Origin of the sequence: Lysinibacillus piscis, from assembly GCF_026012395.1 — a bacterium.
GTDB lineage: Bacteria > Bacillota > Bacilli > Bacillales_A > Planococcaceae > Lysinibacillus > Lysinibacillus piscis.
The window spans coordinates 618,272-635,588 of sequence record NZ_BRZA01000002.1; the positions used below are offsets into that span (position 1 = coordinate 618,272).

17 protein-coding genes are annotated in these 17,317 nt (G+C 37.6%); 13 read left to right on the forward strand and 4 right to left on the reverse strand.

Annotated features, from left to right (window positions below):
* Positions 1-27 precede the first annotated feature (27 nt).
* The 4 genes from ahrC to spo0A all read left to right on the forward strand — a co-directional run bounded on the left by ahrC (position 28) and on the right by spo0A (position 4,367).
* Positions 28-477 (forward strand): transcriptional regulator AhrC/ArgR, encoded by a 450-nt coding sequence (gene ahrC / locus OPF91_RS09595; RefSeq protein WP_264988527.1) that lies wholly within the window; start codon positions 28-30, stop codon positions 475-477.
* Between the two features lie 18 nt (positions 478-495).
* Positions 496-2,187, forward strand: coding sequence for a DNA repair protein RecN (gene recN, locus OPF91_RS09600; RefSeq protein ID WP_264988528.1), 1,692 nt, complete (start codon positions 496-498; stop codon positions 2,185-2,187).
* Between the two features lie 123 nt (positions 2,188-2,310).
* Positions 2,311-3,294 (forward strand): SpoIVB peptidase S55 domain-containing protein, encoded by a 984-nt coding sequence (locus OPF91_RS09605; RefSeq protein ID WP_264988529.1) that lies wholly within the window; start codon positions 2,311-2,313, stop codon positions 3,292-3,294.
* A 281-nt stretch (positions 3,295-3,575) separates the two neighbouring features.
* Positions 3,576-4,367 (forward strand): sporulation transcription factor Spo0A, encoded by a 792-nt coding sequence (gene spo0A, locus OPF91_RS09610; RefSeq protein WP_264988530.1) that lies wholly within the window; start codon positions 3,576-3,578, stop codon positions 4,365-4,367.
* A 406-nt stretch (positions 4,368-4,773) separates the two neighbouring features.
* Here spo0A and OPF91_RS09615 read toward each other — a convergent pair whose 3' ends face one another.
* The gene (locus OPF91_RS09615; RefSeq protein ID WP_264988531.1) at positions 4,774-5,169 is read right to left on the reverse strand and encodes a VOC family protein; all 396 of its coding nucleotides are present in this window, start codon (positions 5,167-5,169) and stop codon (positions 4,774-4,776) included.
* A gap of 396 nt (positions 5,170-5,565) precedes the next feature.
* Here OPF91_RS09615 and OPF91_RS09620 point away from each other — a divergent pair, with 396 nt between their 5' ends.
* The 3 genes from OPF91_RS09620 to OPF91_RS09630 all read left to right on the forward strand — a co-directional run bounded on the left by OPF91_RS09620 (position 5,566) and on the right by OPF91_RS09630 (position 8,782).
* Positions 5,566-6,075, forward strand: a complete 510-nt coding sequence (locus tag OPF91_RS09620) for a GNAT family N-acetyltransferase (protein ID WP_264988532.1) — start codon at positions 5,566-5,568, stop codon at positions 6,073-6,075.
* A gap of 414 nt (positions 6,076-6,489) precedes the next feature.
* Complete coding sequence (locus OPF91_RS09625) at positions 6,490-8,061, forward strand: flagellar assembly protein A (protein WP_264988533.1); 1,572 nt, start codon at positions 6,490-6,492, stop codon at positions 8,059-8,061.
* Entirely contained in the window at positions 8,054-8,782 is a 729-nt protein-coding gene (locus OPF91_RS09630) for a glycerophosphodiester phosphodiesterase (RefSeq protein WP_264988534.1), read from the forward strand. The genes OPF91_RS09625 and OPF91_RS09630 overlap by 8 nt, the downstream gene beginning before the upstream one ends.
* A 29-nt stretch (positions 8,783-8,811) precedes the next feature.
* Here the strand turns inward: OPF91_RS09630 and OPF91_RS09635 are convergent, their stop codons facing one another.
* Positions 8,812-9,048 carry a DUF2627 domain-containing protein gene (locus OPF91_RS09635; RefSeq protein WP_264988535.1) on the reverse strand — a complete coding sequence of 79 codons (237 nt, stop codon included), beginning with the start codon at positions 9,046-9,048 and terminating at the stop codon, positions 8,812-8,814.
* Between the two features lie 335 nt (positions 9,049-9,383).
* Here OPF91_RS09635 and bcd point away from each other — a divergent pair, with 335 nt between their 5' ends.
* From bcd to OPF91_RS09665, 6 genes are all read left to right on the forward strand, one after another.
* A complete protein-coding gene (gene bcd / locus OPF91_RS09640; RefSeq protein ID WP_264988536.1) occupies positions 9,384-10,478 on the forward strand; it encodes a branched-chain amino acid dehydrogenase in 1,095 nt (364 codons plus the stop codon).
* Between the two features lie 62 nt (positions 10,479-10,540).
* The gene (gene lpdA, locus OPF91_RS09645) at positions 10,541-11,968 is read left to right on the forward strand and encodes a dihydrolipoyl dehydrogenase (RefSeq protein ID WP_264988537.1); all 1,428 of its coding nucleotides are present in this window, start codon (positions 10,541-10,543) and stop codon (positions 11,966-11,968) included.
* A gap of 16 nt (positions 11,969-11,984) precedes the next feature.
* Entirely contained in the window at positions 11,985-13,001 is a 1,017-nt protein-coding gene (locus OPF91_RS09650) for a thiamine pyrophosphate-dependent dehydrogenase E1 component subunit alpha (protein WP_264988538.1), read from the forward strand.
* Positions 13,001-13,984, forward strand: coding sequence for an alpha-ketoacid dehydrogenase subunit beta (locus OPF91_RS09655; RefSeq protein WP_264988539.1), 984 nt, complete (start codon positions 13,001-13,003; stop codon positions 13,982-13,984). Before OPF91_RS09650 ends, OPF91_RS09655 begins: the two co-directional genes overlap by 1 nt.
* Positions 13,985-14,009: 25 nt before the next feature.
* Positions 14,010-15,344 (forward strand): dihydrolipoamide acetyltransferase family protein, encoded by a 1,335-nt coding sequence (locus OPF91_RS09660; RefSeq protein WP_264988540.1) that lies wholly within the window; start codon positions 14,010-14,012, stop codon positions 15,342-15,344.
* 252 nt (positions 15,345-15,596) lie between these two features.
* Positions 15,597-16,391, forward strand: coding sequence for a hypothetical protein (locus tag OPF91_RS09665; RefSeq protein WP_264988541.1), 795 nt, complete (start codon positions 15,597-15,599; stop codon positions 16,389-16,391).
* Positions 16,392-16,511: 120 nt separating this feature from the next.
* Here the strand turns inward: OPF91_RS09665 and OPF91_RS09670 are convergent, their stop codons facing one another.
* Positions 16,512-16,805 (reverse strand): YdcP family protein, encoded by a 294-nt coding sequence (locus tag OPF91_RS09670; protein WP_264988542.1) that lies wholly within the window; start codon positions 16,803-16,805, stop codon positions 16,512-16,514.
* A gap of 68 nt (positions 16,806-16,873) precedes the next feature.
* On the reverse strand, positions 16,874-17,179 hold the full coding sequence (locus tag OPF91_RS09675; protein WP_264988543.1) for a hypothetical protein: 306 nt from the start codon (positions 17,177-17,179) through the stop codon (positions 16,874-16,876).
* Positions 17,180-17,317: the final 138 nt, after the last annotated feature.

Consider the following 17,317-nt stretch of genomic DNA (forward strand, 5'->3'; position numbering starts at 1 on the left):
ATTCATTATTTATAAGAGGTGATTGTAATGAACAAAAATCAAAGACATATACGCATCAGGGATATTATTGCCAATCATGAAGTAGAAACACAAGATGACTTAGTCGATTTTTTAAAAGAAGCAGGCTATAATGTGACACAAGCAACTGTATCACGTGATATTAAAGAGTTGCACCTTGTGAAAGTTCCTTTACAAGATGGGCGTTATAAATATAGTTTGCCCGCAGATCAACGCTTTAATCCTGTACAAAAATTACATCGTGCATTGGCAGATGCCTTTGTGAGCATTGATGGGGCTTCACACTTTTTAGTGATGAAAGCACTTCCAGGTAATGCAAATGCTATTGCGTCACTACTTGATTATTTAGATTGGCCTGAAATTTTGGGTACGATTTCTGGTGATGATACGATTTTAATTATTTGTCGTGATGATAGTGAACGTGAAAACATTAAAAATCGCTTATTAGAAATGCTGTAAAAGCGAAGAGGTGACATTGTGTTAAGAGAACTCAGCATTCGGAACTTTGCCATCATTGAAGATTTAACAGTTAGCTTTTCAGGTGGTTTAACGGTTTTAACGGGTGAAACAGGCGCAGGAAAATCGATTATAATTGATGCTGTCCATTTACTAGCAGGTGGTAGAGGGAATTCGGAATTTATTCGTCATGGTGCAAGAAAAGCTGAACTAGGTGGCTTATTCCAAATTTCTCATGCTAAACATCCTGTCTACAAGAAATTGGAGGAGGCAGGTATTGAAATCGAGGAAGATACGATTATTTTACGACGTGATGTACATGATACAGGGAAAAGCGTCTGTCGTGTCAATGGCAAACTTGTACCGTTGTCTGTACTTCGTGATATTGGTGCAAGCTTAATTGATATTCATGGACAGCATGAAAATCAGGAGCTAATGGATGAAAAGCAGCATATTTATTTATTGGACCATTACGCGGAAGAATCTTTAGCACCGATTTATACAACATATCAAACACAGTATGAAGAATACCGTGCACTGAAAAAGGAATTATCCTCTATCTCGATTGATGAACAATTAATGGCTCAACGCATCGATTTATATCAATTCCAAATGAAAGAGCTTGAAGAGGCAAATTTAAAGCTCGGTGAGGAAGATGAGCTACTGGATGAACGTCGTCGTCTCATGAATTTTAATAAAATTTTTGAACGTTCCAATGCGGCTTATGAAGCCATTCAGGGAGAGTCAAAAGGGCTTGATTGGATTGGCAATGCCATGGGAGCTTTAGAGGATGCGGCAATAGTGGATGAGCAATTTAAAGAAGCATCAGAAGCTGTCACAACAGCCTTTTATGCCTTACAGGATGCTGCCTATCAAGTGAAAAATGTGTTGGATGAGCTGGAATTTGATCCTGCACGTTTAAATGAAGTAGAGCAGCGTTTAGCCTTGTTACAAAATTTAAAACGTAAGTACGGCTCGACAGTGGAAGAAATTTTAGCTTATTATGAAAAAATTAAAGTGGAGTTAAATGAGCTATTAAATCGAGATGAAATTTTGCAAGTGAAAGAACGCAAAGTAGTCGAAATGGAAGCCGTATTACAACAACTTGCTACAGAGTTATCGACTGTACGTAAAACAGCTGCGAAAGATTTAAGTGAAGCCATTATGGCAGAGCTGCGTGAATTACATATGGAAAAGGCAAAATTCATTGTCAACTTTGAGGAATTACTGCATTTTGATAGCAATGGGAAAGATCAAGTGACATTTTATATTTCAACGAATGTCGGCGAACCACCGAAATCTTTGCCTAAAATTGCATCTGGCGGGGAATTATCACGAATGATGTTAGCATTAAAAACGATTTTCTCAACATCTAATGGTATTACATCCATTATTTTTGATGAGGTGGATACAGGTGTCAGTGGTCGTGTTGCACAGGCGATTGCTGAAAAAATTGCAGCTATTTCCATGAATTCGCAAGTGCTGTGTATTTCGCATTTACCGCAAGTTGCAGCGATGGCCGACCATCATTACTTTATTAAAAAAGAGGTCGAACATGATCGCACATTTACTTCTTTACAAGAAATTGATACAAATGCACGTATCGAAGAAGTAAGTCGCATGATGTCAGGTGCAGAAATTACGGAGTTAACATTGCAGCACGCGACAGAGTTATTAAATATGGCGAATGCACGCAAAATGCAAATGAGATAAGCATGAACCTAGAAACCGTTTGGGTGGTTTCTAGGTTTTTTGCATTTTGCGCAAATATTTACCGCTTATAAGAATGACGCAACAACACATAGTAAAAGGACAATAAAGAAAAGGAGGTGTCATATGAATCGTCGTTGGTATCAATGTGTTTTCTGTGCGAAAGCGAAGCGACAGCGACAATTTGTCATATTGCCTATGCTCATCATGTTGTTGTGGATGCCTGCTCAAGCGTTTGCAGCCAAAAAGCTAATACCGATGGGCGAAGCGATTGGCATTCAGCTACAGTTATCTCATGTTTTTGTTGCGCATGATGTCTTGTTAGCTTCAAATGAGTGGATGAAGGGCGGTGCAGTTGTTGAAAAAATTAACGACACAGCTGTCAAAACACTAGCAGAAGCCAAACAAGCGATTGCACAAAAGGGACAGCAAACATGGACAATCAATAGTGAAGGAAAAGAAATGACAGTAAAATTACAGGCGCAAGAAGCGGAACATGTCATTTCTTTTTTGAAGGACGAAACAGATGGAGTAGGAACACTGACATACATTGATCCAGAGACAAAAAAATATGGTGCATTAGGACATCAAATTGTAGATGCCACATTACAACAAGCCCCAACATTTTTACGTGGCTCTATTTTTTTAGCCTCGATTCAACAAATTCGCAAAAGCACGCCTGGACAGCCTGGCTACAAAATATCCTCCATTGAAAAGCAACAAAGCCCTTTAGGAACTATTGATAAAAATACAGTTTACGGTATTTTTGGCCGTTGGGAAGATGGTTATCAACAAAGATTGCCACAAGCGATTGAAATTATGCATGAAAAAGATATAAAAATCGGCAAAGCAGAAATTTACACAGCGATAGAAGGTAAAAAAGTGGAACGCTTTGCGATTGATATTATAAAGGCTAGCAATGAGCGACTTGAATTTGTCATATCGGACGAAAAGCTAATTGAAAAAACAGGTGGTATTTTACAGGGGATGAGTGGCAGCCCTATCATTCAAGATGGGCGTTTTGTAGGCGCTGTTACGCATATGTTTGTGGAGGAGCCAAAAAAGGGTGCAGCCATTTCAGTAGCGGAAATGCTCAGAAAATCATCTTAACTATATGTGGAGCTTATCTTTCGGGATGGCTCCATAAAAAGATGTGGTGTTTATTGTAGTTATTCACTACAATAGAAAAAAGAAGGGCTGTCCATATTTGAAAGCCTTTAGCATAATATGTCGATAAAAATAGAAAATATCGGACTACATACTCATTTTTGGAAATATAGAAGGTTTTCACTTTTAAAATGTCGAAATTTTTAGAGTGCGTCAAAAACAATATTTCGATGGAATACTCGCTTTGCTAAAAGGCAATGCACTGTGTAGAAGGAGGAACTAAAATGTCAAAAATTAAAGTAGCGATTGCGGATGATAATCGTGAATTATTAAATGCAATGGAGCAATATTTCCAAGGGCATTCGGAAATTGAAATTATCGCCACAGCTCCTAATGGAAAAGTGTGTCTACAAATGTTGGAGGAAGTAACACCAGATATTTTACTATTAGATATCATTATGCCGCATTTGGATGGGTTAGCGGTATTACAAGCTATCCATCAAAATGAACGCTTGTCCACAATACAAGTCATTATGTTAACGGCTTTCGGTCAAGAAGATGTGATGAAACAAGCTGTTGAGTATGGTGCATCGTATTTCATGCTAAAACCATTTGAATTCGATCAATTGGTACAGAAAATTTTAACGTGTGCAGGGCAAAAACCAGCACTACCTAAAAAATCAAGTGTATTACAGACAGCAGCACCACAAAAATTAAATCAACATCAATTGGATAGTACGATTACAGCCATTATTAAAGAGATTGGTGTACCTGCTCATATTAAAGGATACTCCTATTTACGTGAAGCGATTCAAATGGTGTATGAGGATGTTGAACTTTTAGGCTCTGTCACAAAGATTTTATATCCAGAGATAGCAAAAAAATTCAACACCACTTCCTCACGTGTGGAGCGAGCGATTCGCCATGCCATTGAGGTCGCATGGAATCGTGGGAACTATGAATCTATTTCATCAATGTTTGGCTATACAGTACATCACCTAAAATCAAAACCAACCAATTCAGAATTCATTGCCATGATTGCGGATAAAATTCGTATTGATATGATGGCGAGCTAGGAGTAATGAAGCGTTGATGTGTATGGGTTTGAGTGAATTTGAAGTAGTCTGACCGCAAAATATTTAAGCGATAAACTACTAAAAGTATACAATGAACTTTATTTGTTTCATTTATACTTAGTTAAGTATTTATTTTAAACATGAAACACTTCCAATTTACAAGTATTCTTCTTGTAGATTGGAGGTGTTCTTTTGTTGTTTGAAATGGTATTAGTAGTGGTGACCAGATTGAGGTATCACACATTTGAGCAAGTAATAGTGGGAACAGCATGTAGAATGCTAAATACCATCGAGTGAAACGCATGATGGCATATACACCTTATTAATGTGCGCTATTGCAAATATAGCGATGATGTGGCTAGAATAAAGAAGTGTAAAAAATAGATAAATTGATAAAAATAAACAATCAAGGTGCTACCAATTCAACCTTAATTCTATCGGGGTCTTCAAAATAAACAGCGTAATGCTTTTCTCCACCTGCAAAGGGATGCTTATCAGTATAAAGAATTTTAATACCTTTGAGTTCTAACTTTTTTGTCATATCGTCTACTTGCTGACGAGAAATTGCGTGGAATGCCAGATGGTTTAGACCTACACGACATCTATGATAAGGTATGTCCATAAACCGTTCTTCCGTTTGTACAAAAACGATATATGTCTTTCCTATTTTCCAACTATGACCACCTTCCCACGATTGAAAAGGCTGATATCCTAATTCCTCTAAAAACCAACTCCAAAATTTAATTGAGCTTTTTAAATCGGAAACATATATTTCAATATGATGAATAAGTCCTTGTGGCAATGGATGACCTCCTTTTCTAAGTTATATTAATTATTTTATCAGATAGTTTTTTAGTTACAATTTTAATATATTGACAAATTAAATTGGTAATACAGGAGCATGGAAGCAAAATGTATAATCATAAGCATGCCTTAAAGTGGAGGAGTTTTATGCCTATATATTACTAACTTTATTATCACTGTTAAATATGTTTCTTTATTTGGAATATATCTTCCTATATTTAAGCTTCAATCATTTTTGAGAACGAATAGAAGAATGCTATAATTTAATCTTGATATCAAACAGTTCATTTCTTTAAGGACGTTCTTATGCTAAAAAAACAAGGAGAGTTGTTGCCATTAAGATAACCTATTCGTAAATTGTTTACTTAATTTATATGATAGGGGTGTTGGAACGATGGAATTACATACAGATAGACTAAGAATAATTCCTTTAAATGCAGAAAATTTATCATTATTAATCGCTAATCAAAAAGAATTAACATCAAAATTATCCTTACATGAAACAGATATTTTGCTTGATGTAGAGATCCAATCAGCCATGAAAGTAAGACTTGCTAAATTGTTGGAGGATGAACAAAACTTTGTGTGGTATACCAATTGGATAATCGTCTTGAAATCTCAAAATTGTATAATTGGTGGGATTATGTTAAAAGGTCGTCCGAACAACAATGGTGAGGTGATTATTGGATATTATACATTTCCTACATATCAAGGAAATGGTTATATGACAGAAACTATTTTGACGATGAAAAAGTGGTTGTTAAGTCAATTAGATGTTAAGTATGTAATAGCTGATACGGAAAGGGACAATATCGCATCACATAGAGTGCTAGAAAAAGCTGGGGCAATCATGTATAAAGAAACGAAAGAATTATTGTTTTGGCGTTTCTCTCAATCCATATAATGTGATTGTACTATGACTAGGGGCACCGTGGTTTATCGGTTGCATTACGATAAATCAGAGTGCTCCAATAGAATAAAATAGGATGGTATTAAAGTGAAATAATCCATCCAACGATAGTATAGTTCTAAAGGCTTGATTAATTGAATGGAATCGTTGTGGAGGTTGCTAAGTTAATTGATATGCTGAAGTATATACATACAATTTGGTGTAGTATAGGTAGCTCATTTATGTTCATAAAGGTATTTAAAGGTAAATATGTGGTTATTTTTACATATTATTTATTATAAAAATAAAATTTCATTATTTTTTATGCGTATAAAGTAAGGATATTTTCTTTACTAGTAGTGACAATTGTCTCTAAACAAATAGCAGGAGATTGTATATACTTACAGATAGAGGGAAGGAGGAGGTAATGTGATTCTAGTTCGGAATGATTATTTAGAATTATCTGAAGAGAATGGAAATGTATATATACGTACATTGAATACAGGCTTCTCATTAAAAGATTTCGATACGATTTTGCGCAATTATCCACGACTTAAATTATCCAACTTTTCAAAATTAAAAAATGTTTTAGCGACTGTTAGTGAGCTGCCCGTTGAAATAGGACGCTGGCTTCCAAATGTAGATTTGGAAATAGCACGTGATAAAATGTCGGCTTCTATCTTTGTTTATGAGACACCTCAGTATATGAAGGAAAATCAGGAAAGCTTAGTACAGCAAATTTTAGAGGTGCTTGAAGAACAAGGGGTGGTTCATGGTGTTTTTGACATAGACCTTACAAAAATAGAGCCTGGAAAAGCATTTTTAATCGCTGAAGGTACGCCACCAGTGGCAGGAAAAGATGCACAAATTACATATTTACCTAAGCCTGAAAGAAAGCCTGTTATACGTGAAGACGGTAAGGCAGACTACTATGATATGAATTTTATTTCAGAAATTTCAGAAGGTTCATGGCTTGGTGAAAAGATTCCGGCGACAGTTGGTGAATCGGGGAAAAATGTATTAGGTGACATAATTACAGCAACGCCAGGACGTGATTTACCAATACAATATGATAAAAAATCAGCCTACGAAGTAGAGGAAGATGGCAAAATTGTTATTCGCTCTAAAATCGCAGGTGTATTAGATGATGTCAAAGGTATGATTGGTGTTAATCGTCATTTACCGATTAATGGTGATGTTGGTGTGGAAACAGGTAACTTGGAGTTTAACGGCTCATTAAGTATTAAGGGAACTGTTACAACAGGCTATACAGTTATTGCAACAGGTGATATTTCAATCGAAGGCATAGAGGGCGTAAGTGGTGCGAAGCTTATTAAATCGATTGAAGGCGATATTTATATTCGAGGCGGTATTTTTGGTCTTGGCTCTACACAGGTTGAAGCGGGTGGAAATATTTTTGTAAAGCATGTGAATGAGGCTAATTTAACGGCAAATAATAGCATTCATATTGGTTTTTATGCACTTGGTTCACAATTATCGGCGGAATCTATTTTTGTAGATGAGCGCAAAGGAAAAATTATTGGTGGACGTGCGATAGCAAGAGATACTATTGTCACTGCTATTTCTGGCAATCGTTTAGAACGAAGAACGGATTTGATTATTGAAAGCGTCAACAAGCAGGAAAATTATGCGGCTATGCAGACGAAAGCGACAAAGCTCAAAGATTTACAAACACAAATCACAGAATATGAATCAAAAATCAAAAGTATACTGCCTATTTTGAACCAATTGACAGATGAACAAAAGGCTTCATTTGAACAAGTGAAGCAGACGCTATCCATGTTGAAGGCAGAGGCGACTGAGGTGGATCATGAAGTGAAACAAATTATGGATGAGCTTAGACGAACAGGTAAAGCAGAAATTGTTGTGACGAAAGAGGCGTATCCAGGTACGCATATTCAAATTGGCAAAAAATCCTCCTTATTAACAAAAATGACAAATGGGAAATTTTTGCTGGAGTTTGGTGAGTTAAATGTCTAGTGTAGCACGTCTTCCTGTATATGCGCATCGTGGTGCATCTGCTAGGGCATTAGAAAATACATGGCAGGCATTCGAAAAAGCACTAGCATTAGGTGCAGATGGTATCGAATTAGATGTGCAATTATCAAAAGAGGGCATTCCTGTCATTTATCATGATTTACAGTTGAAAAGATTGACGGGCAAGCATAAAGCAATTAATGAATGTACAGTAAAGGAACTTCAAAAATATAAGTTAGGAAAATCATGGAGAAGGCTCTTCTCAAAATATACAATGCCAACATTCCATGATGTTGTCGTATGGGCAAATGAACGACAAATGCCACTTAACATTGAATTAAAGTCAACGTTACTGGATAATCATGATGCGCTTTATGCAATGCTAGAGGGATTAGTGTTGCCGAAGGGTAGCCATTTTTCATCTTTTCATTATGAATTGTTAGAAATGGTGAAATGGAAGACAGATTATGAAACAGCCCTCATTGCGACGAAGAAGCTACATTGGGATTTGTTGAGTGATTATGAGGCGATCGATACAGTTCATATGCACAAAAAATACTATAAAACCAGATATTTAGAGGCATGCGTAGCAAGTAAAAAAGCATGTCGTTTTTATGCGGTTGATGGCAGTGAAATTTTTTTAACGAATCCACATCCTGCGGTGAAAGGCTGGATTACAGACTATCCTGATTATGTTTTATCACAGCAAATAAAAAATGAGTAATCCAATAGATGCCTATTGGATTACTCATTTTATTTTTTTTGGAAACGTGGTGCCACTTTTCCATTTTTTCGATCTCGATGAAGTAAAAATCCTGCAAAAAAACCAAAGCCGAGAACAAATAGAATAATTCCCACAACAAATTGTACCCATAAAAATGGGAAAGGTGAGATGAGTTTACCAAATAATGTATCACGCATAAATTTAATGCCACCTGCAGCCATTAAGCCAGGAATTAACATTACAATAAATGCAGCTAGACGAGCCATGCTAGTCCCTCCTTCTGCTTATTCTTAATTGTACTTGTCGAAAAAGGAATGTCAAGGTAGGGGAACTTTAAGCAAATTCAGCGCATCGCCAATCGGCATCGTTACTTTATGGACTGTCACAAAATAGTACATATCCAATATACGAAAGAATATTCGGAAAATTCTTTCTTAGTAGAGAAAGAATAATAATAGTTGCGAAATTGTGAATTTGTCAGTATTGTAAAATTAAATGGAATAATATTATCCATTACTAAGTAATAAAAGCGTTGAGTTTATCATTCTAAGTGGACTGTACGTTTGGGGATGTACTTTCCAAAATAAAGGGGCGAATTTTCATGGAAATCTTCAAGTATATGGAGAAATATGATTATGAACAATTAGTATTTTGTCAAGACGAGGCATCAGGCTTAAAAGCGATTATTGCGATTCATGACACAACACTTGGGCCAGCATTAGGCGGCGCACGTATGTGGACATACGCAACAGAAGAAAATGCAATTGAAGATGCACTACGTTTAGCACGAGGAATGACTTATAAAAATGCAGTAGCTGGTTTAAACCTTGGTGGTGGAAAAACGGTTATTATTGGGGATCCGTTTAAAGATAAGAATGAAGAAATGTTCCGTGCATTAGGTCGTTTCATTCACGGACTGAACGGTCGTTATATCACGGCTGAAGATGTGGGAACAACAGTAACAGATATGGATTTAATTCATGAAGAAACAGATTATGTAACAGGTATTTCACCAGCGTTTGGTTCATCAGGTAACCCATCGCCAGTAACAGCTTACGGTGTTTATCGTGGAATGAAAGCGTCTGCAAAAGAAGCTTTTGGAACAGATTCATTAGAAGGCTTGAAAGTGGCTGTACAAGGTTTAGGAAATGTTGCCTACAAACTATGTGAGTATTTACATAATGAGGGTGCAAAGTTGATTGTGACAGATATTAACCAAGCGGCGATTGAGCGTGTGGTGAATGATTTTGGAGCAACAGCAGTAGCGCCAGATGAAATTTATGGACAAGATGTAGATATTTTTGCACCATGTGCATTAGGTGCTATTATTAATGATGATACAATTCCACAATTGAAAGCAAAAGTGATTGCTGGTTGTGCGAATAACCAATTAAAAGATTCACGTCATGGTGATTTAATCCATGAAATGGGCATTGTCTATGCACCAGACTATGTGATTAACGCAGGCGGTGTTATTAACGTAGCGGATGAATTGTATGGCTATAATCGTGAACGTGCGATGAAGCGTGTAGATGGTATTTATGATAGCATCGAAAAAATCTTCGCTATTTCAAAACGTGATGGTATTCCAACATACTTAGCAGCAAATCGTTTAGCAGAAGAACGTATTGCACGTGTAGCAAAATCACGTAGCCAATTCTTAAAAAATGAAAAAAATATTTTACACGGTCGTTAAGAGAAGTCGATTTATCGACTTCTCTTCAATTAAAAAGTGCTTTCTCATAGGGAGGATTCAACATGGCTCATAATTATGATGTTGTCATTTTAGGCGGAGGTACAGGAGGCTATGTCGCAGCAATTCGTGCCGCACAATTAGGATTAAAAACGGCGATTGTCGAGCGTGAGCGTTTAGGCGGTACATGTTTGCACAAAGGTTGTATTCCAAGTAAAGCATTACTTCGCAGTGCAGAGGTATATCGATTAGCGAATGAAACAGCCGCAGATTATGGCGTAGAAGTAGCGGGTGTGACATTGCAATTTGATAAAGTACAGGCACGTAAACAAGCGATTGTCGAACAACTGAGTCAAGGCGTGATGGCATTGATGAAAAAAGGGAAAATTGATGTGTACAATGGTACAGGTCGCATTTTAGGACCTTCCATTTTTTCGCCAATGCCAGGTACTATTTCCGTGGAAATGAGCGATGGTAGTGAAAATGAAATGCTTGTGCCAACAAATGTGGTCATTGCAACAGGCTCTAAGCCACGCAGTATGGCAGGCTTACCAGTAGATGGGAAGCATGTATTAAATTCAGACCATGCCCTACAGCTAGAAGCTTTACCAAAATCGATGCTGATTGTCGGCGGTGGTGTGATTGGTATTGAATGGGCATCCATGCTATGTGATTTTGGCGTAGAAGTGACGGTCATTGAATATGGTTCAGCCATTTTACCTACAGAAGACGCAGATGTCATTAAGGAAGTGACAAAGCAATTAGAAAAGCGTGGCGTTCGCATTGTGACCGATGCACGAATTGACACAGAAACGTTTAAAATCGAAAATGATAACGTTTTCATTTCGGCGAATGTGCGTGAACAAGCAGAAACATTTGTAGCAGAAAAGCTATTACTTTGTGTAGGTCGTGAAGCGAATACACAAGGAATTGGTCTTGAGAATACAGAAATCGAAGTAGAAAACGGCTTTATTCAAGTAAATGACTCGTATCAAACGAAAGAATCGCATATGTATGCTATAGGCGATGTGATTGGTGGCTTACAGCTTGCACATGTCGCTTCTCATGAGGGCATATGTGCCATTGAGCATATTGCAACAGGAAAAACAGAGAAGCTAGATGCGTTAGCTGTGCCGAAATGTGTGTATTCACATCCAGAGGTGGCAAGCATCGGGTTAACGGAGCGTGCGGCAAAAGAGCAAGGCTTTACACTAAAAGTTGGGAAGTTTCCATTTAAAGCGATTGGGAAAGCACTTGTGAATGGGGATGCAGAAGGCTTCATTAAAATTGTAGCAGATGAAGAAACGAATGATGTATTAGGCATTCATATGGTTGGCTCACATGTAACAGATTTAATCGGAGAAGCGTCATTAGCAAAATTACTTGATGCAACACCGTGGGAAATCGGACAGGCGATCCATCCTCATCCATCATTAAATGAAGGCATAGCAGAGGCAGCCTTAGCAGTAGATTCACGTGCAATCCATTTTTAATTAGGAGGGTGTTCGTATGCAGGATGTTCAAATCAAGCACGAAGATTTAGGATTATCGAATGAAGATGTACTAGCGATGTTTGAGACGATGTTAATGGCAAGACGATTAGATGAGCGTATGTGGTTACTGAATCGTTCAGGGAAAATTCCATTTGTAATTTCATGTCAAGGACAAGAGGCAGCACAAGTTGGAGCAGCCTTCGCTTTAAATAAAGATAAGGATTATATTGCACCATATTATCGTGATATGGGCGTTGTCTTACATTTTGGCATGACACCGAAAGAGCTAATGTTATCAGCCTTTGCTAAAGCAGAAGACCCGAACTCAGGCGGTCGTCAAATGCCTGGCCATTTTGGACAAAAGAAAAATCGCATTTTAACAGGTTCTTCACCTGTAACAACACAAGTACCACATGCAGTAGGTGTAGCACTTGCAGGTCGCTTGCAAAAGGATGATTTTATCACATTTGTTACGTTAGGTGAAGGTTCATCCAACCAAGGTGATTTCCATGAAGGAGCTAACTTTGCAGGTGTGCATAAGCTACCCGTTATTATTATGGTAGAAAACAATCAATATGCTATTTCTGTACCTGTTGACCGTCAATTAGGCTGTGCAAAGGTATCTGACCGTGGTATTGGCTATGGTATGCCTGGTGTAACAGTGGATGGGAAAAATCCATTAGAAGTATACAAAGTGGTAAAAGAAGCAGCAGACCGAGCACGTAATGGAGAAGGACCAAGCTTAATCGAAACTGTAACATATCGTTTAACAGCCCATTCCTCTGATGATGATGACCGTCAATATCGTACGGCTGAGGATATCGCAGAGGGAAAAGCATTGGACCCAATCGTTTTATTTGAAAAGTATTTAACAGAGGCAGGCGTACTGACAGAGCAAATCCGTACGGCTATTGAGGAACGTATTATGGCTGAAGTGAATGAGGCAACTGATTATGCAGAGGCTGCCCCATATGCAACACCAGAGCATGCATTGAACTATGTATATGCACCAGTAGACGGGGGTGAGATGTAATGACAGTAATGTCTTATATTGATGCGATTACATTGGCGATGAAGGAAGAAATGGAACGTGACGAACGTGTTTTCATTTTAGGAGAAGATGTTGGACGTAAAGGTGGCGTATTCAAAGCAACAACAGGCCTTTACGATCAATTTGGCGAATATCGAGTACTAGACACACCGCTTGCAGAAAGTGCGATTGCAGGTGTTGGTATCGGGGCAGCAATGTATGGCTTACGTCCAATTGCTGAAATGCAGTTTGCTGACTTTATTATGCCAGCAGTGAACCAAATTGTCTCAGAGGCAGCGAAAATTCGTTATCGTTCTAATAATGATTGGTCATGTCCAATGGTTATTCGTGCACCATTTGGTGGTGGTATTCATGGGGCATTGTATCACTCACAATCTGTAGAAGCTTTATTTGCAGGAACACCTGGATTGAAAATTGTCATTCCATCGACACCATATGATGCAAAAGGTTTATTAAAAGCAGCCATTCGTGATGAAGATCCTGTACTATTCTTTGAGCATAAACGAGCGTACCGTTTGATTAAGGGAGAAGTCCCATTGGAGGATTATACATTACCAATTGGAAAAGCAGACGTGAAGCGTGAAGGTGATGATGTAACGGTGATTACATATGGTTTAGCCGTGCATTTTGCTTTACAAGCAGCAGAACGTTTAGCGGCAGACGGCATCTCGGCACATATTTTGGATTTGCGTACCGTTTATCCACTAGATAAAGAAGCAATCATTGAGGCAGCGAGCAAAACAGGTAAGGTATTATTAGTAACAGAGGATAATAAAGAAGGTAGCATTATGAGCGAAGTAGCAGCCATTATTGCAGAGCATTGTTTATTCGAGCTCGATGCACCAATTCAACGTTTGGCAGGACCAGATGTACCTGCAATGCCATATGCACCAACAATGGAAAAATACTTTATGATTAATCCTGACAAAGTAGAGCGTGCGATGCGTGAGTTAGCCGCATTCTAACGCTATAGATGGGAGGAATAGTGGAATGGCGATTCAAAATATTACAATGCCACAGCTTGGGGAAAGTGTAACAGAAGGAACAATTGAAAAATGGCTTGTGAAACCAGGCGATACAGTGAAAAAATATGATCCATTAGCAGAAGTTGTTACAGATAAAGTGAATGCAGAAATCCCATCTTCTTTTGAGGGAGTTATTACTGAATTATTTGCCACAGAAGGACAAACATTACCAGTCGGTGCAGTTGTTTGTGCAATTGAAATAGCAGGTGAAGAGGAGTTGCCACCGCCGCCACCACCTAAAAAATCATCGGTAAGTACAGCTATCTTGAATGCAGGGGTACAACGGAAACAAGAAGTACAAGCGTCTACACCAGCACCAACGCCAGCTAAAGCGGTGAAAAAGGATAAGGCACGTTATTCACCAGCCGTATTGCGCCTTGCACAGGAGCATGATATTGCATTAGAGCTTGTGACGGGTACAGGCGAAGGTGGTCGTATTACGAGAAAAGATATAGTAACATTAATCGAATCAGGCACAATTCCAACAGCACCAGTGGAAGCACCTGTTGCCACTCCACAACCAGAGGCAGGAGTGACTGTAGCACCAGCATCACAGGCAAGCACACCAGCAGTGGCACCACAGCCACCTGTTCAAGCAGGTGATATTGAAATTCCAGTAACGAATGTGCGTCGTGCGATTGCGAACAATATGCTACGCAGTGTACAGGAAGCACCACATGCGTGGATGATGATGGAAGTCGATGTAACAGATTTAGTGGCTTATCGTGATAGCTTGAAAAAAGAGTTCAAGCAAAAAGAAGGCTTTAATTTAACTTACTTTGCATTCTTTGTAAAAGCTGTCGCACAAGCATTGAAAGAATTCCCAATGATGAATTCGATGTGGGCAGGCGATAAAATTATTCAAAAGCATGCGATTAATATTTCGATTGCAGTTGCGACAGACGATGCCTTATTCGTTCCTGTTATTCAACATGCAGATGAAAAAACAATTAAAGGCATCGCGAGAGAAATTTCAGAGCTAGCAACAAAAGTGCGCACAGGTAAATTAGCGATGAATGATATGCAAGGTGGTACATTCACTGTGAACAATACAGGTGCATTTGGCTCTGTACAATCCATGGGCATTATCAACTATCCACAAGCAGCTATTTTACAAGTAGAAAGCATCGTGAAAAAACCTGTCATTATGCCAGGTGGAATGTTTGCTGCACGTGATATTGTCAACCTTTGCTTATCATTAGACCATCGTGTGTTAGATGGACTGGTGTGTGGCAAATTCTTAAATCGTGTGAAAGAAATATTAGAAAACACGAACGCATCTTCAACACCTATTTATTAAAGAAAATCGGAAGCCACTAGGATAAAGGGCTTCCGATTTTTTATGCCTATAATTTATTGATTAAATGGATATTTGGTAAATTCGAATAATGCTGTAACAAAACATGTTGATGGAAATGTGTCTATTACTGAAGTGAAGAACATTCTCTCTAAAGATTTTATTAATGGAGCGCATGTTAAATATGAAATTTCATTACTGCTTTATAAATGTATAACAGAACCGATACTAAGAATAAAGATGGGAGGGAATAATTTGAATATTATCAAAACAAATGGATTTAATGTTGAAAATGCCGTTTCATTGAGAAATCATTCGTTAAATAAGGGGGAAGAACTGAAAAAGATTGAAGAGCAAGCAAAAGAAATAATAAAAAATAATCCTGCTGTTAAGTTCGAGAATGATACTTCAGTAAGCTCCCCAAAATTAACAGTAGTTGATTCGGGTGATATAGCTCCATTCGAGTTTATTAATGATATTGAGGAGCTTAGTTCTGATGAAAAAGACCGCATTATGAAATTAATTCAAGAAAGTATCAAAAAGCCAGGTGCATGGGCAGGCGATTATTATAAAATGACTCGTGCTCAAACAGGAATGCAATTGCAATTGATTACAGAAAGGCTGATTCCTGATAAATATAAAGAGCAGATGGGACAAGCTATTCAACAATATCAAGAAGAGAGCTATAACTATGAATTAAAAATACAGGAAGCACTATATCGAAATGTGCAGAAATCCCCAATACTACGCAGCAAGTCAAAATCATTTGATGAAATAAAGTCGTTTGTTAATGAACAAGAGAAAACAATTAAAGGTTTTTATAATGAATTAGATTTATCAAACCCGGCTAAGTTTACAGAATCCTTTGAAAAAATGTTAGCAAACTTTAAAAATCATCAACAAAATTTATACAATGATTCTGACAAGCTTTTACAAGGCTTTCAAGAAGAACTGCGTACAAAATGGAATGATTTCATTTCCAATTTTCAAGAAATGCAATCATTTAAGTTACCAACTGCTCAAAGCCCTAAGTACAATTTTTCAGTTTAAAGAATGGAATGTAGGAAGTTTATTTGATAAATAACAAATGGTCAATGCATAAGCAATGACGAAACTTAATATGGTATCCCCTCTTGAAGTATTAAATAAATACTACACAAAGGGGATTTTTTAAACTACTTTATTGATCCAATTCATATCTGCGCCACGAAATGTTGTATTCGCAATCAGGCTGAGAATATCGACTTCTACGTTGTAGTCAAATTCCCTTAGTAGAACAGTGGTAGGAACACTCATGCAACCTTGTTCACCATATGTGGGGCCTTTGACTTCTGTATATACTGTACCTTGGTGAAATATTCCACATCTTAATGTTGAAAATTTGAATTGACCAAATGTTTTTTCCTTATCAATGACGATACCTTGTGCTAATTGTATAGCTGATTCCGCTTGATGCTTTACCATGTCGTCAGCATTTCAAAAACCTTGGTATTGATGGGTTTTCACTTAAATAGATGGGGAGTAGTGAAAGATTAAGGCTGGTTATGTAAAACAAATGTTGCATGGTCATCATTCCAATAAATTGTATAGGGAATTTCTGATTGTTTCGTAAGCTCGAAATTAGTTTCTTCTTTATTATTTGTATAAATAACGGTCTTATGCGTAGAAAAACCGTCAGACCGATTTTCATTTTGGTCAATTATCCATGTCCCAAGTTGATATTGATCATACATGATGATGATATTTTGCAAATTATCTGTATTGCTCTTGTAGACAATCGTTAATACATACTTAAACTTCGTATTTGCATCATTATTTAGTTGAACCTCTAGCTTCATATGCCACAAATTATGCTCTCTGATATACTTTATTCTATTTTCACTCGAAGAATAAAAATCATACATAACAATATGTGCTTCATAAAACTTAATTTTTCCATACATTACAAATGTCCAATTTTTATCATCAATTTACAA